At 68.5% G+C, this 23,277-nt stretch carries 23 protein-coding genes and 2 tRNA genes; 20 read left to right on the top strand and 5 right to left on the bottom strand.

Going from position 1 to position 23,277, the window contains the following annotated elements:
* Window positions 1-305 precede the first annotated feature (305 nt).
* The 3 genes from ilvD (at window position 306) to IAI58_RS11085 (ending at window position 2,802) form a co-directional block, all read left to right on the top strand.
* Complete coding sequence (ilvD, locus tag IAI58_RS11075; protein ID WP_207447386.1) at window positions 306-2,030, top strand: dihydroxy-acid dehydratase; 1,725 nt, start codon at window positions 306-308, stop codon at window positions 2,028-2,030.
* 239 nt (window positions 2,031-2,269) lie between these two features.
* Window positions 2,270-2,566: a hypothetical protein gene (locus tag IAI58_RS23465; RefSeq protein WP_408906202.1), complete on the top strand. Its 297-nt coding sequence runs from the start codon at window positions 2,270-2,272 to the stop codon at window positions 2,564-2,566.
* A 35-nt stretch (window positions 2,567-2,601) separates the two neighbouring features.
* A complete protein-coding gene (locus IAI58_RS11085; RefSeq protein WP_207447390.1) occupies window positions 2,602-2,802 on the top strand; it encodes a hypothetical protein in 201 nt (66 codons plus the stop codon).
* Window positions 2,803-2,811: 9 nt separating this feature from the next.
* Here the strand turns inward: IAI58_RS11085 and xth are convergent, their stop codons facing one another.
* Both xth and IAI58_RS11095 read right to left on the bottom strand, forming a co-directional pair.
* Window positions 2,812-3,579, bottom strand: coding sequence for an exodeoxyribonuclease III (gene xth / locus IAI58_RS11090; RefSeq protein ID WP_207447392.1), 768 nt, complete (start codon window positions 3,577-3,579; stop codon window positions 2,812-2,814).
* Between the two features lie 6 nt (window positions 3,580-3,585).
* Window positions 3,586-3,939, bottom strand: coding sequence for a HesB/IscA family protein (locus tag IAI58_RS11095; protein ID WP_207447394.1), 354 nt, complete (start codon window positions 3,937-3,939; stop codon window positions 3,586-3,588).
* Window positions 3,940-4,060: 121 nt separating this feature from the next.
* On the opposite strand from IAI58_RS11095, the gene IAI58_RS11100 reads away from it, so the two are divergent.
* The 13 genes from IAI58_RS11100 (at window position 4,061) to IAI58_RS11160 (ending at window position 14,290) form a co-directional block, all read left to right on the top strand.
* Complete coding sequence (locus tag IAI58_RS11100; RefSeq protein WP_207447396.1) at window positions 4,061-5,212, top strand: deoxyguanosinetriphosphate triphosphohydrolase; 1,152 nt, start codon at window positions 4,061-4,063, stop codon at window positions 5,210-5,212.
* A gap of 11 nt (window positions 5,213-5,223) precedes the next feature.
* Entirely contained in the window at window positions 5,224-7,005 is a 1,782-nt protein-coding gene (argS, locus tag IAI58_RS11105; protein ID WP_207447398.1) for an arginine--tRNA ligase, read from the top strand.
* Window positions 7,002-7,787 (top strand): SPOR domain-containing protein, encoded by a 786-nt coding sequence (locus tag IAI58_RS23050; protein WP_237182843.1) that lies wholly within the window; start codon window positions 7,002-7,004, stop codon window positions 7,785-7,787. Before argS ends, IAI58_RS23050 begins: the two co-directional genes overlap by 4 nt.
* Before the next feature lies 1 nt (window position 7,788).
* Window positions 7,789-8,793: a beta-N-acetylhexosaminidase gene (gene nagZ / locus IAI58_RS11115; protein WP_207447400.1), complete on the top strand. Its 1,005-nt coding sequence runs from the start codon at window positions 7,789-7,791 to the stop codon at window positions 8,791-8,793.
* Window positions 8,790-9,491: a site-2 protease family protein gene (locus IAI58_RS11120; RefSeq protein ID WP_207447402.1), complete on the top strand. Its 702-nt coding sequence runs from the start codon at window positions 8,790-8,792 to the stop codon at window positions 9,489-9,491. The genes nagZ and IAI58_RS11120 overlap by 4 nt, the downstream gene beginning before the upstream one ends.
* Window positions 9,488-10,249: a segregation and condensation protein A gene (locus IAI58_RS11125; protein WP_207447404.1), complete on the top strand. Its 762-nt coding sequence runs from the start codon at window positions 9,488-9,490 to the stop codon at window positions 10,247-10,249. The genes IAI58_RS11120 and IAI58_RS11125 overlap by 4 nt, the downstream gene beginning before the upstream one ends.
* On the top strand, window positions 10,236-10,826 hold the full coding sequence (gene scpB, locus IAI58_RS11130; protein ID WP_237182423.1) for an SMC-Scp complex subunit ScpB: 591 nt from the start codon (window positions 10,236-10,238) through the stop codon (window positions 10,824-10,826). Before IAI58_RS11125 ends, scpB begins: the two co-directional genes overlap by 14 nt.
* Window positions 10,827-11,058: 232 nt before the next feature.
* Window positions 11,059-11,622 carry a Sec-independent protein translocase protein TatB gene (gene tatB, locus IAI58_RS11135; protein ID WP_207447405.1) on the top strand — a complete coding sequence of 188 codons (564 nt, stop codon included), beginning with the start codon at window positions 11,059-11,061 and terminating at the stop codon, window positions 11,620-11,622.
* 49 nt (window positions 11,623-11,671) lie between these two features.
* Window positions 11,672-12,421: a twin-arginine translocase subunit TatC gene (gene tatC / locus IAI58_RS11140; RefSeq protein ID WP_237182435.1), complete on the top strand. Its 750-nt coding sequence runs from the start codon at window positions 11,672-11,674 to the stop codon at window positions 12,419-12,421.
* Between the two features lie 9 nt (window positions 12,422-12,430).
* Entirely contained in the window at window positions 12,431-13,699 is a 1,269-nt protein-coding gene (gene serS, locus IAI58_RS11145; protein WP_207447409.1) for a serine--tRNA ligase, read from the top strand.
* 64 nt (window positions 13,700-13,763) lie between these two features.
* Window positions 13,764-13,840 (top strand) — tRNA-Pro (locus IAI58_RS11150).
* Between the two features lie 30 nt (window positions 13,841-13,870).
* On the top strand, window positions 13,871-14,194 hold the full coding sequence (locus tag IAI58_RS11155) for an NADH dehydrogenase ubiquinone Fe-S protein 4 (protein WP_207447411.1): 324 nt from the start codon (window positions 13,871-13,873) through the stop codon (window positions 14,192-14,194).
* Between the two features lie 19 nt (window positions 14,195-14,213).
* A tRNA-Arg gene (locus tag IAI58_RS11160) sits at window positions 14,214-14,290 on the top strand.
* Here IAI58_RS11160 and IAI58_RS11165 read toward each other — a convergent pair.
* Both IAI58_RS11165 and IAI58_RS11170 read right to left on the bottom strand, forming a co-directional pair.
* Window positions 14,278-14,970, bottom strand: a complete 693-nt coding sequence (locus IAI58_RS11165; protein WP_237182424.1) for an endonuclease/exonuclease/phosphatase family protein — start codon at window positions 14,968-14,970, stop codon at window positions 14,278-14,280. The genes IAI58_RS11160 and IAI58_RS11165 overlap by 13 nt on opposite strands.
* Window positions 14,971-14,981: 11 nt before the next feature.
* Entirely contained in the window at window positions 14,982-17,201 is a 2,220-nt protein-coding gene (locus IAI58_RS11170; RefSeq protein WP_207447414.1) for a VTT domain-containing protein, read from the bottom strand.
* Window positions 17,202-17,338: 137 nt separating this feature from the next.
* Here IAI58_RS11170 and trpS point away from each other — a divergent pair, with 137 nt between their 5' ends.
* A complete protein-coding gene (gene trpS / locus IAI58_RS11175) occupies window positions 17,339-18,340 on the top strand; it encodes a tryptophan--tRNA ligase (protein WP_207447415.1) in 1,002 nt (333 codons plus the stop codon).
* Here the strand turns inward: trpS and IAI58_RS11180 are convergent.
* A complete protein-coding gene (locus IAI58_RS11180; RefSeq protein ID WP_207447416.1) occupies window positions 18,337-19,485 on the bottom strand; it encodes a bifunctional 2-C-methyl-D-erythritol 4-phosphate cytidylyltransferase/2-C-methyl-D-erythritol 2,4-cyclodiphosphate synthase in 1,149 nt (382 codons plus the stop codon). The two genes, trpS and IAI58_RS11180, sit on opposite strands and share 4 nt — an antisense overlap.
* A 102-nt stretch (window positions 19,486-19,587) precedes the next feature.
* Here IAI58_RS11180 and dusB point away from each other — a divergent pair, with 102 nt between their 5' ends.
* From dusB to ntrC, 3 genes are read left to right on the top strand one after another with little or no spacing between them, the layout of a single operon-like run.
* Window positions 19,588-20,703 carry a tRNA dihydrouridine synthase DusB gene (gene dusB / locus IAI58_RS11185; protein WP_207447417.1) on the top strand — a complete coding sequence of 372 codons (1,116 nt, stop codon included), beginning with the start codon at window positions 19,588-19,590 and terminating at the stop codon, window positions 20,701-20,703.
* Entirely contained in the window at window positions 20,700-21,836 is a 1,137-nt protein-coding gene (locus IAI58_RS11190) for a two-component system sensor histidine kinase NtrB (RefSeq protein WP_207447418.1), read from the top strand. The genes dusB and IAI58_RS11190 overlap by 4 nt, the downstream gene beginning before the upstream one ends.
* A complete protein-coding gene (gene ntrC, locus IAI58_RS11195) occupies window positions 21,833-23,272 on the top strand; it encodes a nitrogen regulation protein NR(I) (RefSeq protein ID WP_207447419.1) in 1,440 nt (479 codons plus the stop codon). Before IAI58_RS11190 ends, ntrC begins: the two co-directional genes overlap by 4 nt.
* Window positions 23,273-23,277 lie beyond the last annotated feature (5 nt).

The raw sequence follows: 23,277 nt of genomic DNA on the forward strand, positions 1-23,277 counted from the left end.
CGCGACCGCCGGTTGTTCCACGCGCGCCGTGAGGGCACGTGTGGAACAGCCGTGCCATCACACTCCGCCGGTCACGGACATCGCGCCAGTGAAGCCTGGAGAGGCGCGGAAGGCGGCGCCTTTCCTGCCGCGGACCAACGCATGTCCTGGGCCAGGGTGTTGATCCGGACCCATCGGGGGCTCGGCCCGGTTCGCGGCGCTGGCCGGAGAGCGCGCCCCCTGCCCAAAGGTGGCCTGGATGGTTGCGTGCGGGAAGAAGGTCGGGCGATACCAGCCGTGGAACGCCAGAAAGAAAGGTCGCGCACATGGCTGAGCAGTACTGGGACAAGTCACGCCTTCCGAGCCGCCATGTGAGTGTCGGCCCGGAGCGTGCGCCGCACCGCTCCTACTATTATGCCATGGGGCTAACGGAGGAGGAGATCGCCCGCCCCCTGGTCGGCGTCGCCACCTGCTGGAACGAGGCCGCGCCCTGTAACATCGCGCTCAGCCGGCAGGCGCAGAGCGTGAAGCTGGGCGTGAAGCAAGGCTCCGGCACGCCGCGCGAGTTCACCACCATCACCGTGACCGATGGTATCGCCATGGGCCACCAGGGCATGAAGTCCTCCCTGGCCAGCCGCGACGCCATCGCCGACACGGTCGAGCTGACGATGCGCGGGCATTCCTACGACGCGATGGTCACACTGGCGGGCTGCGACAAGTCGCTGCCGGGCATGATGATGGCCATGCTGCGGCTGAACGTGCCCAGCGTCTTCATGTATGGCGGCTCCATTCTGCCCGGGAAGTTCCAGGGGCGGGACGTGACGGTCGTCGACGTGTTCGAGGCGGTGGGCCAGCACGCCGCCGGCAACATGTCCGATGACGATCTGCACGCCCTGGAATGCGTGGCCTGCCCCTCGGCCGGTGCTTGCGGCGGCCAGTTCACCGCCAATACCATGGCCACCGTCTCCGAGGCGATCGGCCTGGCGCTGCCCGGCTCGGCCGGTGCCCCGGCACCCTATGAGGACCGCGACAAATGGGCCGTCGAATCCGGCCGCGCGGTGATGGACCTGCTGCGGAAGAACATCCGCCCGCGCGACATTGTCACCCGGGAGGCGCTCTACAACGCGGCGCTGATCGTCGGTGCCACGGGCGGTTCCACCAATGCCGCCCTGCATCTGCCGGCCATGGCGCATGAGGCCGGCATCAGCTTCACCTTGCAGGACGTGGCCGAGATCATGCGGAAGGCGCCTTATATCGGCGACCTGAAGCCCGGCGGCCGCTATGTGGCCTTCGACGTCTATAAGATCGGCGGCATCCCCGTGATCGTGAAGGCGCTGCTCGATGCCGGCCTCCTGCATGGCGACTGCATGACCGTCACCGGCGGCACCCTGGCCGAGAACCACCGCGAGGTGATCTTCCCCAGGGACCAGGACGTCATCCGCCCGGTGTCGGACCCTATCTCGCCCACAGGCGGCGTGGTCGGGCTGAAGGGCAATCTCGCCCCCGAAGGCGCGATCGTGAAGGTCGCCGGGATGAAGAACCAGCGATTCGAGGGCAGGGCACTCTGCTTCGACTGCGAGGAGGATGCCTTCGCCGCCGTCGACCAGCGCGCCTATAAGGCAGGGGATGTTATCATCATCCGCTACGAAGGCCCGAAGGGCGGCCCCGGCATGCGGGAGATGCTTTCCACCACGGCCGCCATCTATGGCCAGGGCATGGGCGAGGCCGTGGCGCTGATCACCGACGGCCGATTCTCCGGCGCGACCCGCGGCTTCTGCATCGGCCATGTCGGGCCGGAGGCAGCGGTGGGCGGGCCGATCGGCCTGTTGGAGAATGGCGACAGGATTATCATCGATGCCGAAAAAGGCACGATCGATGTCGATATTTCTTATGAGGAAATGAACAGGCGCCGCGCTGCATGGAAGCCACGTGCAACCGATTATAACTCAGGCGCGCTCTGGAAATACGCGCAACTGGTGGGGCCAGCGTATCTTGGCGCCGTGACGCATCCGGGAGGCGCGGCAGAGACGCATTGCTACGCCGACATTTGAATCCCGTGGTTTAACTTCGGCACGATTGGTCACTATTCTGCCCCAGCTTCGCCATGCTGAGGCGTAAGCATCTTTTCCAGGGGCCGGTGTCTTAAACGCACCGGTATCCACGCAGCTCCGGGCGGCTCCGCCCGGAACAGGAGGAAGAGATGCTGAATCGCCGTTACCTGTTGGGAGGCGCGCTGGCCGCGCTCGCCGGCGCCGTATCACTGACCAGTCCGGCGCAGGCTCAACCGCATATGCCACCGCCCGGCCCCCCGGGCCGTGGCCCCGGCGGCCCAGGCCCCGGACCTGGGCCTGGGCCTGGAGGGTCACGCCGTCCGCCGCCGCCACCGCCGCCACGCCGTGATGGGCCACGTGGCCGCGCTCCGAGTCGCCAGGCCGCCTGGCAGCCGGGTTATTGGAACTGGCGCGGTGGCCGGTATGAATGGGTTCCCGGCCGCTGGGTGGAGCGCCGCCGCCATGGCAACTGGCGTGAAGGCCAGTGGGTGATGCGTGGTGGCCGCTGGACCTGGATCGAGCCCGGCTGGCGCTGAGGAGAAGAGCCGTGAACAAGCCAGGACTTCTGAGAATGTTGCTCCTGGCGGCGGCCGGCGCCGGGCTCTCGGGATGTGTGGTCTATCCGGTGAGCTACTACGGCCCGCTGGAACCTCCCTATGGCTACTACGCACCACCGCCGCCGGTGGTGGTGCCGCTGCCGGTTCCGCCTGCAGCACCGCCACCGCCCTGGACCGGGCCAGCTGATCCGCCCGGCCCGGTGCCCTGGCGCTGAAGCAGGGGCTTAGCGGAGCGTTATGGTGACGGCGGTATGGTCGGAAGGTTGTTCCATCGAACGCAGGGACAGGTCGATCTCCGCTTTCTCCAGACGCTCCGCGAGGTCGGATGAGAGCAGAGCGTGGTCTATCCGCAGGCCCCGGTTGGCATCGAAGGCCGCGCCATAATCCCAGTAGGTATAAAGCCTTTCTCTCGGATGCAGCGCCCGCAGCGCATCCGTCAGACCGAGGTTGATAAGGGCCCGGAACGCCGCCCGGCTCTCCGGCCGCACCAGCGCATCCGTGGCCGGAAGGGCACCAGGGGCGAGGTCGAGAGGCGTCGGGCAGACATTGAAGTCGCCGAGGATGGCGAAGGGCGTGAAGCTGTCCAGCCGGTCGGCGGCCACCTGCCGCAGGCGCTCCATCCAGCGCAGCTTGTAGGCATAGCCTTCGGGGCCACCGGAATTGCCATTGGGCAGGTAGATGCCGGCAAAGCGCCCGCCAGCGGCCGCGATCTCGATATAGCGCGCCTGCGTATCCTCTTCCTCACCGGGAAGCGCCTCGGCCACCACCTGGAAGGGAATTCGGGACAGCACCGCCACGCCGTTGCGCCCGCCGCTCTGGCCCACGGCGTGGGCGCGATAGCCCAGCGGCTCGAACTCGGCCGCCGGGAATTCCTCCGCCTTGCACTTCAACTCCTGCAGGAACAGCAGGTCGGGCTGTGCCGACTGGAGGAAGCGTTGCACATGCGGCACGCGCCGGCGTGCCGAGTTCACATTCAGGGTGGCGAGCCGCAAGACAGGTCAGCCGATCGAGAAGGAAGCGCCGCAGCCGCAGCCGGAAACGGCCTGCGGATTGCTGATGGCGAAATGAGCCCCGATCAGTTCGTCCGTCCAGTCCAGCTGCGCACCGGCCAGCAGGTCCAGGCTGACTGGGTCGATGAAGACGCGGGCGGCCGGGCCTTCCAGCACCAGGTCGTCATCGGCCGGCGCATCCTCCATCCCGAAGGAATACTGGAAGCCGGAGCAGCCGCCGGCCTGCACCGCCACGCGCAACCCGGCCCCGGGGCGGCCTTCACGTGCCGAAATCTCCGCGACCTGGGCGAAGGCGCGGGGGGTAACCTGAAAGGTGGGGGGCGAGATGGTGCCGTCGGGCATGGCCGGAAAACTCCTCAGGCTCGGCATATAGGATGGAGCGGGGCCGGATTCCAACCATTCCGGCCTCGCGGGAAGGCACACACCGTTGCGGCAGGCCAGGGTGGCTGGTAAGCCGCGCGCCATGGATGGTCTTGCACCTTATGCCGTGCGGCCGGAAACCTCGCGTGGCCGGCTGTATCTGGAGCCCGGCGGCGACTCGCGTTCGCCGTTCCAGCGGGACCGTGACCGGATCATCCATAGCAAGGCCTTCCGCCGCCTGCAGTACAAGACCCAGGTCTTCATTTATCATGAGGGCGACGAGTTCCGCACGCGGCTGACCCACAGCATCGAGGTAGCGCAGATCGCCCGCTCCATCGCCCGCCGCCTGCGGCTGGACGAGGATCTGGCGGAGGCTCTGGCCCTGGCACACGACCTGGGGCACCCGCCTTTTGGCCATGCGGGGGAGGAGGCGCTGAACGGCGTCATGCGCCCCTATGGCGGCTTCGACCACAATGCCCAGAGCCTCAAGGCCGTCACGCTGCTGGAAGCCCGCTATGCCAGCTTCGACGGGCTGAACCTGACCTGGGAGACGCTGGAGGGGTTGGCCAAGCACAATGGCCCGATCCGCCGGCCGACACCTTATTTCGTTGAATACAATGCCAGGCACCCGCTCGACCTCACCACCCACGCCTCGGCCGAGGCGCAGGTGGCCGCCCTGGCCGACGATATCGCCTATAACAACCACGACCTGGACGATGGCCTGCGCGCCGGGCTCTTCTCGCTGGAAGAGGCCTCGCAGCTTCCCCTGATCGGAGACGCCGTGGCCACGGCGCGGGGGGCTTATCCCAGTGTCGAGGACGGGCGCCTGATTTCCGAGGCCATCCGCCGCGTCATCAATGCCATGATCCAGGATGTGGTGGAGGAGGCCGGGCGGCGCCTTGAGGCTCTGGCGCCCCGGACGGTGGACGATATCCGCGCCGCCGGCCATTCCATGGTCTATTTCAGCGACCGCATGATCGCCGCCAACCAGACGGTGCGGAATTTCCTCTTCGACCGCATGTATCGTCACTGGCGGGTGAACCGCACGACGCAGAAATCAAAGCGGGTGGTGCAGGTGCTGTTCAGCCTGCTGCATGGCGGGCCGGAGATGCTGCCGCCCGAATGGCGCGCCCGTGCCGGCACCGCCGGCAGCGCGCAATGCGCCGCCGCCGTCTGCGACTACATCGCCGGCATGACCGACCGCTTCGCGCTGGAGGAACACCGGCGCCTGACCGACCCACACCTTCCCGGCTGATACGGACTTCCATGCCCCACGACCCGACTTCCTCCGACATCTTCGCCGTCCTGCGCGCCGAGGTCGTGGGCTGCCTGCGACGCCTGCTGCCCGAGCTGCCGGAGGACGCCTTCGCCCGCGTGCTGGTCGAGCCGCCCCGCGATGCCAGCCACGGCGATATGGCCACCAATGCCGCCATGGTCGTGGCCAAGCTGGCCAAGCTGCCGCCGCCCAAGCTGGCCGCCCAGCTGGCCGAGGCGCTTTCATCCCTGCCCATGGTGGCGGAGGCGACCCCGGCCGGCCCCGGCTTCGTGAACCTGCGGCTGCGGGAGGATTTCGTTCTCGCCCAGATCCCTGTGCTCCTGCGGGCTGGCGAGGACTATGGCACCTCGGCCGTGGGCGGCGGCGTCCGGGTCAATGTCGAATATGTCTCGGCCAACCCGACCGGGCCGATGCATGTCGGCCATTGCCGTGGCGCCGTGGTGGGCGATGCGCTGGCCAACCTGCTGGGCAAGGCTGGCTATGACGTCACCAAGGAGTACTACATCAACGACGCCGGCGCGCAGGTGAGGGCGCTCGCCTATGCGGCCTACTGGCGCTATCTGCAGGCCATCGGCACGGCGCTGACGGAGGAGGAATACTCCGCCCTGGTGCCCGGTGGCCTCCAGTATCGTGGCGACTACCTTATCCCCGTGGGCGAGGCCCTGAAGGCTGAATACGGGGACGCCCTGGCACCCGGCGCCAGGCCCGAATTCACGGAAGAGCGCCTGGCGCTGATCCAGAAGACCGCCGTGGCCATGATGATGGCCGAGATCCGTGAGGACCTGGCCGCGCTCGGTGTCGTGCATGACGTCTTCATCAGCGAGCTGGAGCTGGTGCAGAACGGCGTGGCCGACCGGGCCATCGCCGAGCTGGCGGCCAAGGGGCTGGTCTATGAGGGCGTGCTGGAGCCGCCGAAGGGCAAGCTGCCCGATGACTGGGAGCCGCGCCCCCAGACCCTCTTCGCCTCCACCCGCTTCGGCGACGACGTGGACCGCCCTCTCCGCAAGAGCGATGGTTCCAACACCTATTTCGCCAACGACATCGGCAACCATGCCGACAAGATCGCCCGCGGCATGCAGCAGCTGGTGCAGGTCTGGGGCGCGGACCATGGCGGCTATGTCTCGCGCATGAAGGCGGCCACCAAGGCTCTGTCCGACGGCAGGGTGCCGCTGGATGTGGTGCTCTGCCAGATCGTCAAAGTGCTGAAGGACGGCGAGCCCGTCCGCATGTCCAAGCGCGCCGGCAGCTACATCACGCTGCGCGACCTGATCGACGAGGTGGGGCGCGACGCCGTCCGCTTCACCATGCTGACGCGCAAGTCCGACGCGCAGATGGAGTTCGACCTGACCAAGGTGGTCGAGCAGTCGCGTGAGAACCCGGTCTTCTACGTGCAATACGCCCATGCCCGCTGCCGCTCGGTTCTGCGGCAGGCAGGGGACCCGGCGGCCGAGCTTCTGGCCGAAGCGCCGCTGGAGGCACTGAAAGACCCCGCCGAACTGGCTCTGCTCCGCCGCCTGACCACGTGGCCGCGCACTGTCGAGGCTGCTGCTGCGGCGCGGGAGCCACACCGGATTGCCTTTTATCTCCACGACTTGGCCAGCGACTTTCATATCCTGTGGAACCGTGGGCGAGAGGATGCGACACTGCGCTTCATCCTGGCCGAGCAGCCGGAAGCAACGCGGGCGCGACTGGCTCTGGTGGCCGCGACCGCGACCGTGATCCGCTCCGGCCTCGCTGTCATGGGCGTGACGCCTGTTGAGGAGATGCGGTGAGGGAAGCTCAAGTCCCGTCCTATCGGGTTCGCAGTGCGGCGAATGAGGGTTCGGTCGCGCGCATCTTCGCCATGGCCGGTGGCCTGGCCGCGGTTGTCAGCGTGGGGGCGCTGGTCGGCTGGGGCATCACCCGGTTGACCGCCGATCGACCGATCCCTGTGATCGAGCCCGATTCGCGCCCGGTGAAGATCCGCCCGGACGATCCGGGTGGGCTGCGCGTGCCCAACCAGGACGAGATCATCTTCGAGCGGCGCTCGGCCAGCGGCAGCTACGAGCCCTCGGGCCGCCTGGCCCCGGCCGCCGAGGCGCCGAACCTCGATGCTCTGCGTGCCGCCACCGCCCCGCCTCCGGCCCCGCCCCGCTTGGTGGAGCCTCAGCCGGAGCCAGGCTTGGCCGCGCTCGCGCCTCCTGCGCCTGAGCCGGTGGAACCGGCCGTCCCGGCGCCGCAGGCTGCTGTGCCCGTGCCTGCTGCGCCCGTCGGCCCCGCCCCGGTGCCGGCGACACCGGCCGCTCCCGCCACGCCGCGCGCGGCCGGTGGTGCCGTTGTGGTGCAGCTTGGCGCCCTGGACTCGGAGGCCGGGGCCCGCGCCGAGTGGGAGCGTCTTGCGCGCCGCGCGCCGGAGCTGCTGAACGGGCGCTCGCCGCAGATCATCCGCTTCGACCGGCCGGACAGGCCGACCATGTGGCGCCTGCGTACCGGCGGCTTCTCGGCCGAGGCGGCGCGTGGATTCTGCCAGGAGCTTCGCGCCAAGGGCGGCGCCTGCGCTGTCATCGGCGGCTGAGATGGACCGCGCCCGCGCCGTCATCATCGGATTCTCGGGCCCTGCGCTGCTGGCCGAGGAAGTGGCGCTGTTGCGCCGTTTCCGGCCGGTGGGCGCCATCCTGTTCGCCCGCAACGTCGAAAGCCCCGCGCAGCTCGCCGGCCTGACCGCCGCGATCCGCGAGGAGCTGGGGGAGAGTGCGCCGATCCTGGTGGATCAGGAGGGCGGCCGGGTCGCGCGCCTGCGCCCGCCGCACTGGCCCGGCTTTCCGCCGCCGGCCGCCTTCGAGGGTCGCAATCCTGCGGCGGCCGAGGCCAATGCCACCTTGCTGGCGATGGAATGCGTGGCGGCGGGCCTGGATGTGGTCTGCTCCCCGGTGCTGGACCTGCGGTTGCCCGGGAGCCACGACGTCATCGGCGATCGCGGCTTTTCCGCCGATCCGCGCGAGGTGATCCGGGTGGCGGAAGCCTGGGTGAGGGGGCTGCAATCCGGCGGCGCCATCCCCGTGATGAAGCACATGCCTGGCCATGGCCGGGCCATGGTCGACAGTCACCTGGAACTGCCGCGAGTCACGGCCGAGAGGTTGATGCTGGCGGCGGACTTCGCTCCCTTTGCCGCCCTGGCGCGCTGTGGCGCCTGGGCCATGACGGCGCATCTTCTCTACACCGACCTGGACCCGGAGCATCCTGCCACCCTTTCGCCGCGCGTCATCCAGGAGGTCATGCGCGGTGAGATCGGCTTCGATGGCGTGCTGGTGTCGGATGACCTGGACATGAAGGCCCTCTCGGGCAGCCCGGGAGAGCTGGTGGCGGCGGCCCTGGCCGCCGGCTGCGACCTGGCGCTGCAGTGCTCCGGCCGGCTGGAGGACAGCGCCGCCGCCCTGGCCGCCGCCGGGCCGCTGACCGAGAAGGCCGAGGCACGGATGGCCGCGGCCCGGGCGGCGCGCGACGCCGCCTGCAACGGCGTCTTCCCTGACCCGATCGCTCTGGCGGGCCGCCGGGATGCCCTTTTGCGGGATGTGGCGTGATCGACTGGCTCCCCGAACTCATCGTCGCCATCGTCGCGACGGTGATCGCCATCACCCTGCATGAAGCCGCGCATGGCTATGCCGCGCTGGCGCTTGGCGACGACACCGCTAAGCGGGCCGGGCGGCTGAGCCTGAACCCGATCCGGCATGTGGACCGGGTCGGCACCATCATCCTTCCGGGCATCCTGCTGATCACGCAGCTGCTGACCATCGGCCGGGTCGTGGCCATGTTCGGCTGGGCCAAGCCGGTGCCCGTCAATCCATGGCGGTTGCGTAACCCGCGCTTCGGCATGGTGCTGGTGGCCGCCGCGGGTCCGGTGATGAATTTCACCCTGGCCTGGGTGGCGGCACTGTTGCTGCATCCGCTGGAAGCCATGGCCGGCTCGCTGCCGCGTGATGTCGTCGTGATGGGCGTGCGGTTCATCGCCCTTTCGATCATGGCCAATCTGCTGCTGGGCCTCTTCAACCTGCTGCCGATCCCGCCGTTGGACGGCGGACGCATCGCCGTCGGCCTGCTGCCCCGCGCCATCGCCGAGCCGCTGGCCCGCGTGGAGCGGTTCGGCGTGCTGTTGGTGATGCTGATGATCCTGCTGCTGCCCCGGCTGGGGCCGGATTACGACCTGATTGGCTGGCTCTCGGGCGTTGTCACGGGGCCTGCCTTCCAGCTGGTCCTCTGGCTGGCGGGGCACCCCGTATGAGCGAGACGCTGCATCTGCAGCTCGAGGGGTTCGAGGGCCCCCTCGACCTGCTGCTGGATCTGGCGCGGGCGCAGAAGGTGGATATCGCCCGCATCTCGATCCTGGCACTTGTGGACCAGTATCTCGCGGTGATCGAAGGCGCCCGGCGCGTGCGCCTGGAGCTGGCGGCGGACTGGCTGGTGATGGCGGCCTGGCTGGCCTGGCTGAAGTCCCGCCTCCTGCTGCCGGATGACCCGCGGCAGGAGGAGGATGCCGAGGCCTTGGCCGGGCAGCTGGCGGAGCGGCTCGCGGAGCTGGAGCGGATGCGCGCCGCCGCGGTCTGGCTAGGGCGGCAGCCACAGCTGGGGCAGGAGGTCTTTCCGCGCGGGGCGCCGGAGAGCTTCACCATGACCGACCGCAGCGGCCTTTCCACCGAGTTGCCGGCCTTGTTGCGCGGATATGTCGATGCGCTGCGCCGGGCAGCGGCCAAGCGGCCTTACCGCCCCAAGCAGCGCAAGCTCTGGACGGTGCAGGACGCCCTGGACCGGCTTGCCCGGCTGGTCGGCGGCCTGCCGGACTGGGGCGATCTACGGCAGTTCATGCCGGAACAGGTATTGGACCCGGTGGAGCGCCGCGCGGCCATGGCCAGCACCCTGGTGGCCGGGCTGGAACTGGCACGCGGCGGTGGGATCGAGCTACGGCAGGAGGCGGCCTTCGGCCCGATCCTGCTGCGCCGCAACGGTGGCCGGGCGCAGGAGAAACAGCATGTCGCCGCTTGAGGATGACGCCGCGGGGCCCGCCGCCGGCATGGCCCCGGTGGAGCATGCATTGCGGCTGGCGGAGGCCCTGATCTTCGCTGCCGACCGTCCTGTGCCGCTGGAGCGGCTTCAGGCTTTCCTACCGGAAGGCCTGCGGGCCGAGGCTGTGCTGACCCTGCTGACCGCCCGTTACGCGGGGCGGGGCGTGGAACTGGCCGAGGTGGGCGGCGGCTATGCCTTCCGCACCGCGCCGGACCTGGCGCCGATGCTGACCAAGGTGGTGGAAGCGCCGCGCCGCCTGCCGCGCGCCGCGATGGAGGCGCTGGCCATCATCGCCTACCACCAGCCGGTAACGCGCACGGAGATTGAGGAGATCCGCGGTGCCAGCCTGGCGCAGAGCACGCTGGAGGCGCTGCTCGAACATGGCCTGATCGCCCCGCGTGGCCGAAAGGAAGTACCTGGGCGGCCTGTGCTGTGGGGCACGACACCCCGTTTCCTGGAGCAGTTCGGCCTGCGGGCGCTGACGGACCTGCCCCGGCGCGACGAGCTGCTGGCTGCCGAGGCCGCGCCTTTGCCGGTCTCTGGCCAGGGGTCATGACGACGGCTGGATGCAGGCTTAGTATTTCCGGTGAAGGCGGGCTAGATTGGCTCAGCGCGTCACCGCGCCGCATGGCTGGACGCGATTTCACGTGCCGCGCGATGCGGAGCATGGCGGGTGCCCTTAGATTAAAGTGATGCATGGAACGTGAGGGGCAGGCTGCCGGATTGGCGCTGCCTCCGGTTCCTGCTAACGGAAGCGGCCCCCGGCCTACGGGGGGAGTGGGAAGCACATGTTAGATCTCGCCTGGTCCGAGCTTGCCCTGATCGCCGTCGTGGCGGTGGTGGTGATCGGCCCAAAGGACCTGCCGGATGCCATCCGCAATGTCGCCAAGGGCGTCAAGAAGCTCCGCAGCATGGCCGCCGAGTTCCAGAGCCACGCCGATGAGCTGGTGAAGGAAGCCCAGCTGGAGGATGTGCGTCAGCAGATCCAGGAGATCCGCCACTTCGACCTGAAGGGCACCATCGAGCGCGCGGTGGACAATGACGGCGAGATCCGCCGCACCTTCAACGATGACCCGCTGAAGGATGCCTGGAAGCCGACGCCGGAGAGCAAGCCGGCGCTGGACCAGCCCGCGCCGCCCGCCGGTGGCCTCGACTCCGCTCCGGAACCCTCCGTCACGCCGGAGTCTCCGGCTGCGCCGGCCTTCATTCCGCCTACTGTCGCCGCCTTCAACGCCGATGCCCAGCGCGACGCGCCAGCGCCGGAGCAGAAGCCCGCGATGATCCCGCCGCAGATCGATGGTGCCGAAGCGCCGGAGAAGCCTGCTAACCCGCCCGCAACTCCGACCGCCTGAGTATCCATCCGTGTCCCGGGACCAAGAAGATCAGATCGACGACAAGCCGATGCCGCTGATCGAGCATTTGCTCGAATTGCGGACACGGTTGCTGTGGTCACTCGGCGCTTTCATCATCGCCTTTGCCGTCTGCTATTACTTCTCGACGCAGATCTATGGCTTCCTGGCGCGCCCGCTGGCTCAGATCCTGCACGAGCAGAGTGGCGGCGAGCGGCGGATGATCTTTACCGCCCTCTACGAAGCCTTCTTCACCTATCTGAAGGTGGCCTTCTTCGGCGCGGTCTTCATCAGCTTCCCGGTATGGGCAACTCAGCTCTGGCTCTTCATCGCGCCGGGCCTTTACCGGAGCGAGAAGCGGGCGCTGATGCCCTTTCTGCTGGCCTCGCCCGTCCTGTTCCTGATGGGCGCGGCGCTGGCCTACTACTTCATCTTCCCGCTCGCCTGGAGGTTCTTCATCTCCTTCGAGACCCCGCCGGGTGGTGGTGCGCTGCCCGTGCAGCTGGAGGCGAAGGTCAGCGAGTATCTCAGCCTCGTCATGCACATGATCCTGGCCTTCGGCGCGGCCTTCCAGCTTCCGGTTGCGCTGACGCTGCTGGCAAAGGTGGGCATTGTCTCGGTGGACGGGCTCCGGAAGGGGCGGCGCTATGCCATTGTCGGCATGTTCGTCGTCGCCGCCGTCATCACGCCACCGGACATTATCAGCCAGATCGGTCTCGCTGTACCGCTGATCGCTCTCTACGAGCTCTCGATTCTGGCCGCCGGCTGGATGGCCCCGAAGCGCGACGAAGACAACAACTGAGCCTCAGCCATGCATGATATCCGCATCGTTCGCGCCGACCCCGCGGCCTTCGACGCCGCCCTGGCGCGCCGCGGTCTGCCGCCCATGGCGGATGCCATCCTGACGCAGGATGGCATCCGCCGCAGCGCCCAGACGGCGCTGCAGGAACTCCAGTCCCGCCGCAATCAGATCTCCAAGGAGATCGGCATCGGCAAGCGCCAGGGGGCCGACACCGCCGCGCTGGAGGCGGAGGCCACAGCCCTGCGGGGACGGATGGAGGCGCTGGAGGCCGAGGCCAGGGCTGCCGATACGGCCCAGACCGAGGTCCTGGAAAGCCTGCCCAACCTGCTGGCCGAGGACGTGCCGGAAGGCCGCGACGAGACCAGCAACGTGGTTCTGCACCAGCACGGCACCCCGCCGGAACTTTCCTTCACGCCGAGGCAGCATTTCGAGATCGGCGAGGCGCTGGGGCTGATGGATTTTGCTGGGGCGGCGAAGCTGGCCGGCGCGCGCTTCACCGTGCTCAAGGGTCAGCTCGCCAGGCTGGAACGTGCGCTGGGCCAGTACATGCTCTCGCTGCATGTGGACGAGCATGGCTTCAGCGAGACCTCGGTGCCCCTGCTGGTCAACGACGCCACGATGTATGGCACCGGCCAGTTGCCGAAGTTCAAGGAAGATCTCTTCCACACTGATGACGGCCGCTGGCTGATCCCGACGGCCGAGGTTCCGCTGACCAACCTCGTGGCCGGCGAGATCCTGGCGGAAGAGGCGCTGCCACTGCGCTTTGCCTCTCTCTCCCCCTGTTTCCGGTCGGAGGCCGGCAGCGCCGGGCGGGACACGCGCGGCATGCTGCGCCAGCACCAGTTCAACAAGGTGGAGATGGTCAGCATCACCACCCCCGAGCAGTCAGCCGCCGAGCATGAGCGGATGACGCAGTGCGCCGAGCGAGTGCTGACGGAGCTTGGGCTGGTCTGGCGGCGGGTCGTGCTCTGCGCCGGCGATACAGGCTTCGCTTCCAGCAAGACCTATGACCTGGAGGTCTGGCTGCCGGGGCAGGGGGCATGGCGGGAAATTTCCTCCTGCTCCAACTGCCGCGACTTCCAGGCCCGCCGCATGGGTGCCCGTTATCGCCCGCGGGACGCGAAGGGCACGGCTTTCCTGCATACCCTCAACGGGTCCGGGGTGGCGACGGGGCGGGCGCTGATCGCCGTTCTGGAGACACATCAGCAGCAGGACGGCCGAGTCGCCGTCCCGCCGGTTCTGGTGCCGTTCATGGGCGGTCTGACGCATATCGGCTAAGCGACATCAAAGGGGTCTGGGCCGGTTGCGTTACGGCCCGATCGCACATAATTTGCAATTCAGTCGGGGCGTGGCGCAGCCTGGTAGCGCATTTGGTTTGGGACCAAAGGGCCGGAGGTTCGAATCCTCTCGCCCCGACCATCGTATCAATGGCCGGGATACAGCATTGCCATGAGCCGCGACCTTGCCCTCGCCCGCATCCACTATCCGGGAGGCTCGGCCATGCAGTCCGGTAAGGGCAAGCTGCGGGGCTGGGTTCTGGAATTCGCGCCCGCTGAAAGCCGTAAGCTGGACCCGCTGATGGGCTGGTATGGATCGGGCGATACGCGCACACAGCTCCGCCTCAGCTTTTCCACGCGTGAGGCAGCCGAGGCTTATGCCCGCGCCAACGGCATCGCCTATGAGGTGGAGGAGCAGGCCTCCTCCACCGCGATCAAGCCAAAAACCTACGCCGAGAATTTCCGCTACGGCCGGTCGGAGAACTGGACTCACTGAGGTCCAGCCACCGGTTTCCGCGTCCTTAGCTCAACTGGATAGAGCAACCGGCTTCTACCCGGTTGGTTGGGGGTTCAAGTCCCTCAGGGCGCGCCAGCTTCCGCCACCGGTCCGGGCAGGTGCAACTCCGCCACCACCGGCAGATGATCGGACGCCACCTTCCCAGTCATGTCCCGCCAGCTGCGCCCCAGCAGGGAAGCGGGGCGGCAGAAGATACGGTCCAGCTTCAGGGCCGGCAGGCGGGAGGGGAAGGTCCGGTGCCGGGTACGGGCCGGCATATGCGCCGCCAGGGCCTGGAAGACCGGGCCCCGCCAACCCCATTCGTTGAAATCCCCCAGAACGACCAGTGGCCCCTGCAGCTTCCGCACCAGGGCGGCGATCCGGGTCGCCTGCTGATGCCGCTCCCGCTGCCGCAGGCCGAGATGCGTGGCGACCACCCCGAGCGACCCCGCCGGGGTTGCGATGCGTGCCTCGATGGCGACCCGCGGCTCCCGCCCGGGATGGGAAAGGTCGTGCAGGGCGCTGTGCTCGATGGGCCATCGGCTGAGCAGCATGTGTCCATAGGCGCCGTCATGGGCCCTGATGGTCTCGGCCATGGTATGGCCGGGAAGGTGCCCGCGCAGCGCCGTAAAGCCGCAGAGCTCCGCCCCCCGGCCGCGGCTGTCGACTTCCTGCACCGCGAGGATATCGGGCGCCTGCCGCCGGATCAGCCCGAGCACCCGGTGCATGTCGCAAACCCCGTCCGTGCCGATGCCGCCATGAATATTCCAGGTCATCACACGCAGTATCACGCCGCGGCGTCTCGCTTCCGGTCCATCATGCGGCGCAGGCGCTTGATCAGGCTCTGCAGCCCCCAGGTCAACGCGCCCCAGCAGATCAGCACCACGACGAAGCCCAGGACATCGGTCAGGGAAGGGTCGGTGACGATACGCAGCAGCCGGTCGCCCAGCGCCGTCATCAGCAGCAGCCCTGGCGCGAGCCCCAGCGCCGTGCCGACCACATAGTCCAGCAGCGGGATGCGGATGGCGCCGGCCACCAAGTTGACCAGGGTGAAGGGCGCGATCGGCATCAGCCGGACCATGGTGACGGCCAGGATGCCGTTCACGGCGATGCTGCGGCTGACCTTGTTGATCCGGGGGCCGATGAGCTTTCGCAGCAGCCCGGGCCCCATGCGGCGGCCGACCAGATAGGTCAGCACGGCACTGATCATGGCACCCGCCGCGGCATAGAGCAGGCCTGGCCAGAGGCCGAAGGCGGCCGCCGTCGCCACGATCAACACATTCACGGGGAAAGCCAGCAGCCCCAGCAGCATGAAGAGGCCCAGCGCCAGCAGCGGCCCCCAGTGGCCGCCCGCCTCCATCGAGCTGCTGAAGGTCGTGGGATTCATCAGGTCGGAGAGGGGCGTGTAGCGCCACGCGGCGCTCAGGATGACCATGGGCGCGACCACCAGCCCGATCCGCAGCCAGAGTGCCATGCCGCTGCTCGACGCCGCGTCCTCGGTTTCGAAATCAGCCAGAACGGTCCCCGGGCCGAAAGGACGCCGCGGGTCAGCGACGGCTTCGATCTGCGGCACGCCTTCGCCCTCCGCCAGTTCGCCATCCTCGATCGGCAGCAGCCGACGCTTCCGGCTGTGCAAATGATCCAAGGCCCGGAACAGCGACCCGCCCCGGGTCAGCGCCGCGACCTGCTCCGGCCGCACGCCCAGATGCTCGGCCAGCATACGGTCGCGGATCTGGCGGATACCGCCGCGGGTTTGCTCGTCATGCCCCTCCACCACCAGGTCGCATTCGGTATCCGTGGCCATGGAGCGATTGCAGAGATTGGCCGAGCCGACGCGCAGCAGCCGGTCATCGACGATCATGACCTTGGAATGCACCATCACATCGGCCTGCGGGCTGTGCCGTTCCCCCACATGCGGGTAGAGCATGCGTATCCGGTCGGCCACCCCGGCCTCCCGCAGCAGTGCCATGAAGCGAATGCGCCCGGCGAGCATCGTGCGGTGCTCCAGCCAGGTATGGTGGGTGCGGGGACCCAGCAACACGACCTCCAGACGGGGGGTGAGCAGCATTCGCTCGGCCAGTCGGGCCGCCAGTCTGAGATTGGTATAGAATTGGTTCTCCGCGTAGATGCAGTCTTCGGCCGCGTCGATCATCGCCTCGAATAGATGTTCGACCTCGCGGATCTCCGGCTCGCCCTCATAGGCCGCCTGGGTACGGGCGATGCCTACCTGCAGGTCGCGCAGATCCGGATTGACGGCGCGGGGCCACAGATCCCGTGCCCCTGGGCGGGGCGGCTGCCGCGCCGGCAGCTCCTCGCACGCGGAACGGGCCCAGCGCGCCCGGAACAAATCGGCCAGGGCCCCGGCGGCCTCTCCATCGACCACCATCTGCACATCGTGGAACGGGGCGTACGGCACCTCACGCGGGTCTATCCGGTGGGGGTTATGGGGTGCGTGCGCCGGGGTATCCCAGCGCCGGATCGTCAGATCCAGCCCGCCGCTGAAGGCCAGCCGGTCATCAACGACGACGATCTTCTGGTGGTGGGAGGCGCCGAGAGGCACCTCGTCATCGAGGCAGAGCTCGATCTGTGACGGGGTATTCCAGTGCAGCGCCAGGGCGGGAAGCAACTCCCGCTCCAGCGCGTAAAGCACCGAATAATCCCAGAGCAGAAGCTTGATCCGGAGATCCGGGCGGCGCGCCACCAGGGCCGCCAGAAAGGGACCGAGCGTGGATGGCAGCTCATCCTTCGGCTTGCCGCCCGCACCAAAGAGGGGAGTGCGGCTGTCGATGTCCCAGCCCGCGATCAGGACGCTCTTCTCAGCCTTCAGCAGCGCCTCGCGCAGGGCGCCGTAGTAGGTCGCGGCATCCACCAGCACGCCGGCACGCCCGGCCTGCTCCAGCCGCCAGACATTCTTCCCCTCCTTCAGCACGCCCGGTAAGGCGCTTCCGGCGGAGGGCAGGCGGTCATCCGGCTGGCGTGACGCGACGGGCGCGAGGATGTGCTGCATGGCCGTTGTGCAACGCACTTATCCGGCGAAAGTCACGCCTGGCTGCCGTAAAAATTGTATGGCCAGGGCTGCCCCGCTTGACGACGGCTGCCCCGCGCGGGATCACCCCCTGGACTTGGCGCAAGAGGTATTTCGTGATGCAGCGCGTGTTTTCCGGGATCCAGCCCTCCGGTATTCCGACTCTCGGTAACTATCTGGGCGCCATCCGCAACTGGGTGCCCATGATGGATGATCATGAGTGCGTCTATTGCGTGGTGGACCTGCACGCGATCACCCAGCCCTTCGATCACCGGGAACTGGCGCGCGCCACGCGCGAAATGGCGGCCGCGCTGATCGCCTGCGGCGTGGACCCGGACCGCTGCACTCTCTTTGTGCAGAGCCATGTCCATGCCCATACCCGCCTGGCCTGGATCTTCAACTGCGTGGCCCGCATCGGCTGGCTGAACCGCATGACCCAGTTCAAGGACAAGGCCGGCAAGGACCGGGAGAATGCGGGGGCGGGCCTCTATGTCTACCCCAACCTGATGGCCGCCGACATCCACGCCTATCACGCCACCCGCGTGCCGGTGGGCGAGGACCAGAAGCAGCATCTGGAACTGGCGAATGATATCGCGCAGAAGTTCAACCATGACTTTGGCGTGGAGTTCTTCCCGAACATCGAGCCGATGATCCAGGGCGTGGCCGCGCGCGTCATGTCGCTGCGTGACGGCACCAAGAAGATGTCGAAGTCCGACCCTTCGGACCAGTCGCGCATCAACCTGACGGACGATGCCGACGCCATCGCCCTGAAGATCCGCCGCGCCAAGACCGACCCGGAGCCGCTGCCCTCCGAACTGGCTGGCCTGGAAGCGCGGCCCGAGGCGCGGAATCTGGTGGGCATCCTGGCCGCCGTGACCAACGCCACGCCGGCCGATGTGCTGCGGGACCATGCGGGCAAGGGCTTCGGCGCATTCAAGGAAGTGCTGACCGAGGCGCTGGTGGCGCATCTGAGCCCCATTCAGGCCGAGATGACCCGCCTGCTCGCCGACCCCGCCGCCGTGGACGCCGCCTTGCGGAAGGGGGCCGACCGCGCCTCCGCCATCGCCGAGCCGATCGTGACGAAGGCGGAGGAGATCGTCGGCTTCCTGCCCCGGCGCTAAGCCGAAGGCAGGAGAAGCGTCGCCGCCGCCTGGGCGGCGATGCCTTCGCCGCGGCCGGTGAAGCCCAGCCGCTCCGTCGTGGTCGCCTTGACCGAGACGCGGGAGAGCGGGATGCCCATCAGCTCCGCCAGCCGCGCCCGCATGGCCCCGGCATGCGGGCCGATCTTCGGCCGCTCGCAGATCAGGGTCACGTCGGCATGGGTGATCATGCCGCCTCGTGCCGCCACCCGGCCCGCGGCATGGCGCAGGAAGCGGGCGCTGTCGGCGTCCTTCCATTTCATGTCGCTGGGCGGGAAGTGGCGGCCGATATCGCCTTCCGCCAGGGCGCCGTAGATGGCGTCGCAAAGCGCGTGCAGGCCCACATCGGCGTCGGAATGGCCATCGAGCCCGAGCGGATGCGGGACGGTGATGCCGCAGAGGATCAGCGGGCGCCCCTCCACCAGCCGGTGGACGTCGAAACCCGTACCCATGGCGGGCAGGAAGCGGGGCAGCAGGGCGGCCTCGGCGCGGGCCAGATCCTCGGGGTAGGTCACTTTCAGGTTGTTCTCCGAACCGGGCAGAAGGGCCACGGGAAGGCCCTGCGCCTCCAGCAGCGCGGCATCGTCCGTGGCTTCCCCGGTGGCGGCACGATGTGCCCGCAGCAGGACGGGGAAGCGGAAGGCCTGGGGGGTCTGGGCGCGGAACAGCCCGGCGCGTGGCACGGTGTGCCGGATGGTGCCGCCCTCGGCAGCCTTCAGCGTATCTGAAACCGGCTGGGCCGGGATGGCGCCGGGATGGATCTTCAGGGCTTCCAGCAGGGCCGGGACGGTGCCGGGCGCCAGGATCGGCCGGGCCGCGTCATGCACCAGCACCACATCCGGGGCATCCCCCGCCAGGGCTTCCAGTCCCGCGCGGACGCTGGCCTGCCGGCTGGCGCCGCCGCACACCGGCGGCAGGCAGGAAAGCCCCTCCAGCATCGCGGCGACACGCCCTTCCTCGCCGGGGGCGACAACGGGCAGCAGTGCCTGCACATGGCCGCCGGCCAACAGCGCCTCGGCGGCGTGGCGCAGGATGGGGCGGCCCAGGAGAGGGAGATACTGCTTTGGCTCGGCGGCGCCGAAGCGGGTTCCGCTTCCGGCGGCCATCAACAGGGCGACGACACGCATGAGGGGAACCTATCCGCGCGCCACAAGACTGACCAGTGCCGCCCGCAGCTTGGGCGGATGAGCATGGACGCCGACGACAAGCCGCCTTAGATTGCCCAAATCATGAGCATCGCGATCCAGCACGACACCGGCGCCCCGCCTTCAGTGGCCGAGGGCGCCACGACGCCGCGCCTGCGCCCGATCATGGTGGGGCCCATACGCATCGACGCGCCGGTGATCCTGGCGCCCATGTCGGGCGTGACGGACCTGCCATTCCGCCGTCTCTGCCGCGAGCTGCGCGCCCCGATGGTGGTGAGCGAGATGATTGCCAGTCAGGCCATGGTGCGGGAGAACCGCACGACGCTGAAAATGGCCGAGGTGGATGGCTTCGGTGGTCCGGCCAGCGTGCAGCTGGCGGGCTGCGACCCCGCCGTGATGGGTGAGGCCGCCCGGCTGGCGGCGGACCGTGGCGCCGCCATCATCGACATCAACTTCGGCTGCCCCGTGAAGAAGGTCGCCATCGGCCAGCAGGCCGGCAGCGCCCTGATGCGCGACGAGATCGGCGCCGCACGCATCCTGGAGGCGACGGTGAAGGCCGTCTCCGTCCCGGTCACGCTGAAGATGCGGATGGGCTGGGACCATAACAGCCTGAATGCCCCGCGCTTGGCCAAGATCGCCGAGGAATGCGGCATCCGCATGGTGACGGTGCATGGCCGCACCCGGCAGATGTTCTACACCGGCACCGCCGACTGGGCCTTCGTGGCCAATGTGAAGCAGGCGGTCTCGATCCCCGTCATCGTCAATGGCGACATCCTGGCGCCCGAACATGCCGCGGAGGCGCTGCGGCAATCCGGCGCGGATGGCGTGATGATCGGGCGGGGCTGCTATGGCCGCCCCTGGCTGCTGGCGCAGGTTGCGGAATACCTGACTACAGGCACTCTTCTGCCCGAGCCCGACCTCGCAACCCATTACGACATCCTGTTGCGCCACTACCGCTCCATGCTGGAGCATCACGGGCGCGACCCGGGCGTCCGGCTGGCCCGCAAGCACCTGGCCTGGTACTCCAAGGGGCTGCCCGGCTCCGCCGAGTTCCGCGTGCGGGTGAACCGGGCCGATACGCCGGAAGCCGCCGAGGCGGTGCTGGAGGAGTTCTACCGCCCGCTGATCGAGCAGGGGGTGACCGTGGTCCGCGACGCCTATTCCGCCGCCGGCCGCGACGAGGATGCCATGGCCGCATGAACCTGGTCACACGCCGCAACCTCACCTTGGATCAGGCGGTGCTGCCCGACAGCGTCGCGGTGCTCTCGGCCCTGCCGGTGCCGGTGGTGGTGCTGGATGGCGCCAACCGCTTCTGCGCCGCCAATCCGGCGGCAGAGCAGTTCTTCCAGCTCTCGGCCAGTTCCCTGGCCCAGCATTCGCTGGCTGATCTGATCCCGCCGGATACGCGGCTCTTCGCGTTGGTGGATCAGGTGCGGAACCAGGATGCCCCGGTCTCGGACTATGACCTGACGCTGGAGAGCCCGCGCCTCCACCGCACCGGCGTCGCCGCCCATGGGGCGCCGCTGCCGGAACTGCGGGGCGCGGTGGTGCTGACGCTGCAGGATGGCAGCAAGGCGCAGAAGCTGGACCGGCAGCTGAACTTCCGGGGCGCCGCCCGCGGTGCTTCCGCCATGGCCGCCATGCTGGCGCATGAGGTGAAGAACCCGCTCTCCGGCATCCGGGGCGCGGCGCAGTTGCTGGAACAATCCGCCAGCGAGGCCGACCGTGAGCTCTGCGAGCTGATCCAGGACGAAGTCGACCGCATCCGCAACCTGGTCGAGCGGATGGAGATGTTTTCCGAGCGGCCGATCGAATGCGGTGTGGTCAATATCCATGAGGTGCTGGACCATGTCCGGCGCATCGCCAGCCGGGGCTTCGCCAGCCACCTGCGCATCGTGGAGGATTACGATCCTTCCCTGCCGCCGGTCTGGGGCAACCGGGACTTCCTGGTGCAGATCCTGCTGAACCTGGTCAAGAATGCCGCCGAGGCGGTGGCCCCCCAGGGCGGAGAGATCCAGCTCTCCACCGCCTATCATCACGGCGTCCGCATCGCCGTTCCCGGCTCGCGGGAGCGGGTGCATCTGCCGTTGCAGGTCAGCGTCCGGGACAACGGACCCGGGATCGATGAGGAGGTGCGCGTCAATATCTGGGAGCCGTTCGTGACCACGAAGCGGGGCGGGCAGGGGCTCGGCCTCGCCATGGTCGCCAAGCTGGTCGCCGATCAGGGGGCGCTGATCGAGTGCGACAGCCGTCCCGGCCGCACCATCTTCCGCCTCTCCCTGCCCATGCCGCCCGCCGACCTTCAAGCCCGCCTCGAGACCCCGACCGAATGACCGACAGCCGCACCATCCTGATCGCCGACGACGACCGCGCCATCCGTACCGTGCTGTCGCAGGCACTGGGGCGCGCCGGCTACACCGTGCGCGCCACATCCTCCGCCGCCACGCTCTGGCGCTGGGTGGAGGAAGGCAGCGGCGATCTGGTGATCACCGATGTCATCATGCCGGACGAGAACGGGCTGGACCTCGTGCCGCGCATCAGGCGCGTGCGGCCCGACCTGCGCGTGGTGGTCATGTCGGCCCAGTCCACCTTCATGACGGCGGTGAAGGCGGCGCAGCGCGGCGCCTTCGAGTATCTGCCCAAGCCCTTCGACCTGAAGGAGCTGCTTGCCGTTGTCGCCCGCGCGCTGATGATGCCGGCCAAGCCCGAGCCACAGACGGAGGAGACGGAGGGCGAGCGCCTGCCGCTGGTCGGCCGCAGCACGGCGATGCAGGAAATCTATCGCACCGTCGCGCGGCTCACGACCACGGACCTGACCGTGATGATCACGGGGGAGAGCGGCACCGGCAAGGAGCTGATCGCCCGCGCCCTGCACGATTATGGCCGCCGCCGCACCGGGCCTTTCGTGGCCATCAACATGGCGGCGATTCCGCGGGAGCTGATCGAGAGTGAGCTCTTCGGGCATGAGCGCGGCGCCTTTACCGGGGCTCTGGCCCGTGGCATCGGGCGCTTCGAGCAGGCGGCCGGCGGCACCCTCTTCCTGGACGAGATCGGCGACATGCCGCCGGAGGCGCAGACCCGCCTGCTGCGCGTGCTGCAGGAGGGCGAGTTCACCACGGTTGGCGGGCGTAACCCGATCAAGGCCAATGTGCGTATCGTCGCGGCAACGCATCGTGACCTGCGGCAGGCCATCCGCCAGGGCATGTTCCGTGAGGATCTCTTCTACCGCCTCAATGTCGTGCCCATCCGCCTGCCGCCGCTGCGGGAGAGGGCGGAGGACATTCCCCTCCTTGCCCGGCACTTCCTTGAGCGGGCGAAGAACGCGGGACTGCCCGCGAAGCAGCTGGACCAGGAGGCGGTTGAGCGCCTGCGCCGCCACTCCTGGCCAGGCAATGCGCGGGAGCTGGAGAACCTGATGCGCCGGTTGGCCGCCCTCTATCCGCAGGAGGTGATCGGCGCCGACGCCGTTTCCAACGAGCTGGCAGAGGCTGAGCCCATGGCGGATACCGAGTCGCGGGCGCCCGAGACGCTGGAGCAGGCGGTGGAGCGCCACCTGACGACCTTCGTCGCCGCGCAGAAGGACGGGCTGCCCGTGCGCGACCTCTATGAGCGCGTGCTGGCGGAGGTGGAACGGCCATTGCTGCGGCTGGCGCTGGCCGCCACGCGCGGCAACCAGATCAAGGCCGCGGCCATGCTTGGCCTGAACCGGAACACGCTCCGCAAGAAGATCCGCGAGTTGGACCTGCCGGTGGTGCGCGGTCTGTCGTGAGCCGG

The sequence above is a fragment of the Roseomonas marmotae genome (assembly GCF_017654485.1).
GTDB classification, from domain to species: domain Bacteria; phylum Pseudomonadota; class Alphaproteobacteria; order Acetobacterales; family Acetobacteraceae; genus Pseudoroseomonas; species Pseudoroseomonas marmotae.

Bases quoted from the DNA above. Each gene is read 5' to 3' on its own strand.
- ilvD (WP_207447386.1), top strand. From the start codon at position 306: ATGGCTGAGCAGTACTGGGACAAGTCACGCCTTCCGAGCCGCCATGTG.
- IAI58_RS23465 (WP_408906202.1), top strand. From the start codon at position 2,270: ATGCCACCGCCCGGCCCCCCGGGCCGTGGCCCCGGCGGCCCAGGCCCC.
- IAI58_RS11085 (WP_207447390.1), top strand. From the start codon at position 2,602: ATGTTGCTCCTGGCGGCGGCCGGCGCCGGGCTCTCGGGATGTGTGGTC.
- IAI58_RS11095 (WP_207447394.1), bottom strand. From the start codon at position 3,939: ATGCCCGACGGCACCATCTCGCCCCCCACCTTTCAGGTTACCCCCCGC.
- IAI58_RS11100 (WP_207447396.1), top strand. From the start codon at position 4,061: ATGGATGGTCTTGCACCTTATGCCGTGCGGCCGGAAACCTCGCGTGGC.
- argS (WP_207447398.1), top strand. From the start codon at position 5,224: ATGCCCCACGACCCGACTTCCTCCGACATCTTCGCCGTCCTGCGCGCC.
- nagZ (WP_207447400.1), top strand. From the start codon at position 7,789: ATGGACCGCGCCCGCGCCGTCATCATCGGATTCTCGGGCCCTGCGCTG.
- IAI58_RS11125 (WP_207447404.1), top strand. From the start codon at position 9,488: ATGAGCGAGACGCTGCATCTGCAGCTCGAGGGGTTCGAGGGCCCCCTC.
- scpB (WP_237182423.1), top strand. From the start codon at position 10,236: ATGTCGCCGCTTGAGGATGACGCCGCGGGGCCCGCCGCCGGCATGGCC.
- tatB (WP_207447405.1), top strand. From the start codon at position 11,059: ATGTTAGATCTCGCCTGGTCCGAGCTTGCCCTGATCGCCGTCGTGGCG.
- tatC (WP_237182435.1), top strand. From the start codon at position 11,672: ATGCCGCTGATCGAGCATTTGCTCGAATTGCGGACACGGTTGCTGTGG.
- serS (WP_207447409.1), top strand. From the start codon at position 12,431: ATGCATGATATCCGCATCGTTCGCGCCGACCCCGCGGCCTTCGACGCC.
- IAI58_RS11155 (WP_207447411.1), top strand. From the start codon at position 13,871: ATGAGCCGCGACCTTGCCCTCGCCCGCATCCACTATCCGGGAGGCTCG.
- IAI58_RS11165 (WP_237182424.1), bottom strand. From the start codon at position 14,970: ATGACCTGGAATATTCATGGCGGCATCGGCACGGACGGGGTTTGCGAC.
- IAI58_RS11170 (WP_207447414.1), bottom strand. From the start codon at position 17,201: ATGCAGCACATCCTCGCGCCCGTCGCGTCACGCCAGCCGGATGACCGC.
- trpS (WP_207447415.1), top strand. From the start codon at position 17,339: ATGCAGCGCGTGTTTTCCGGGATCCAGCCCTCCGGTATTCCGACTCTC.
- IAI58_RS11180 (WP_207447416.1), bottom strand. From the start codon at position 19,485: ATGCGTGTCGTCGCCCTGTTGATGGCCGCCGGAAGCGGAACCCGCTTC.
- dusB (WP_207447417.1), top strand. From the start codon at position 19,588: ATGAGCATCGCGATCCAGCACGACACCGGCGCCCCGCCTTCAGTGGCC.
- IAI58_RS11190 (WP_207447418.1), top strand. From the start codon at position 20,700: ATGAACCTGGTCACACGCCGCAACCTCACCTTGGATCAGGCGGTGCTG.
- ntrC (WP_207447419.1), top strand. From the start codon at position 21,833: ATGACCGACAGCCGCACCATCCTGATCGCCGACGACGACCGCGCCATC.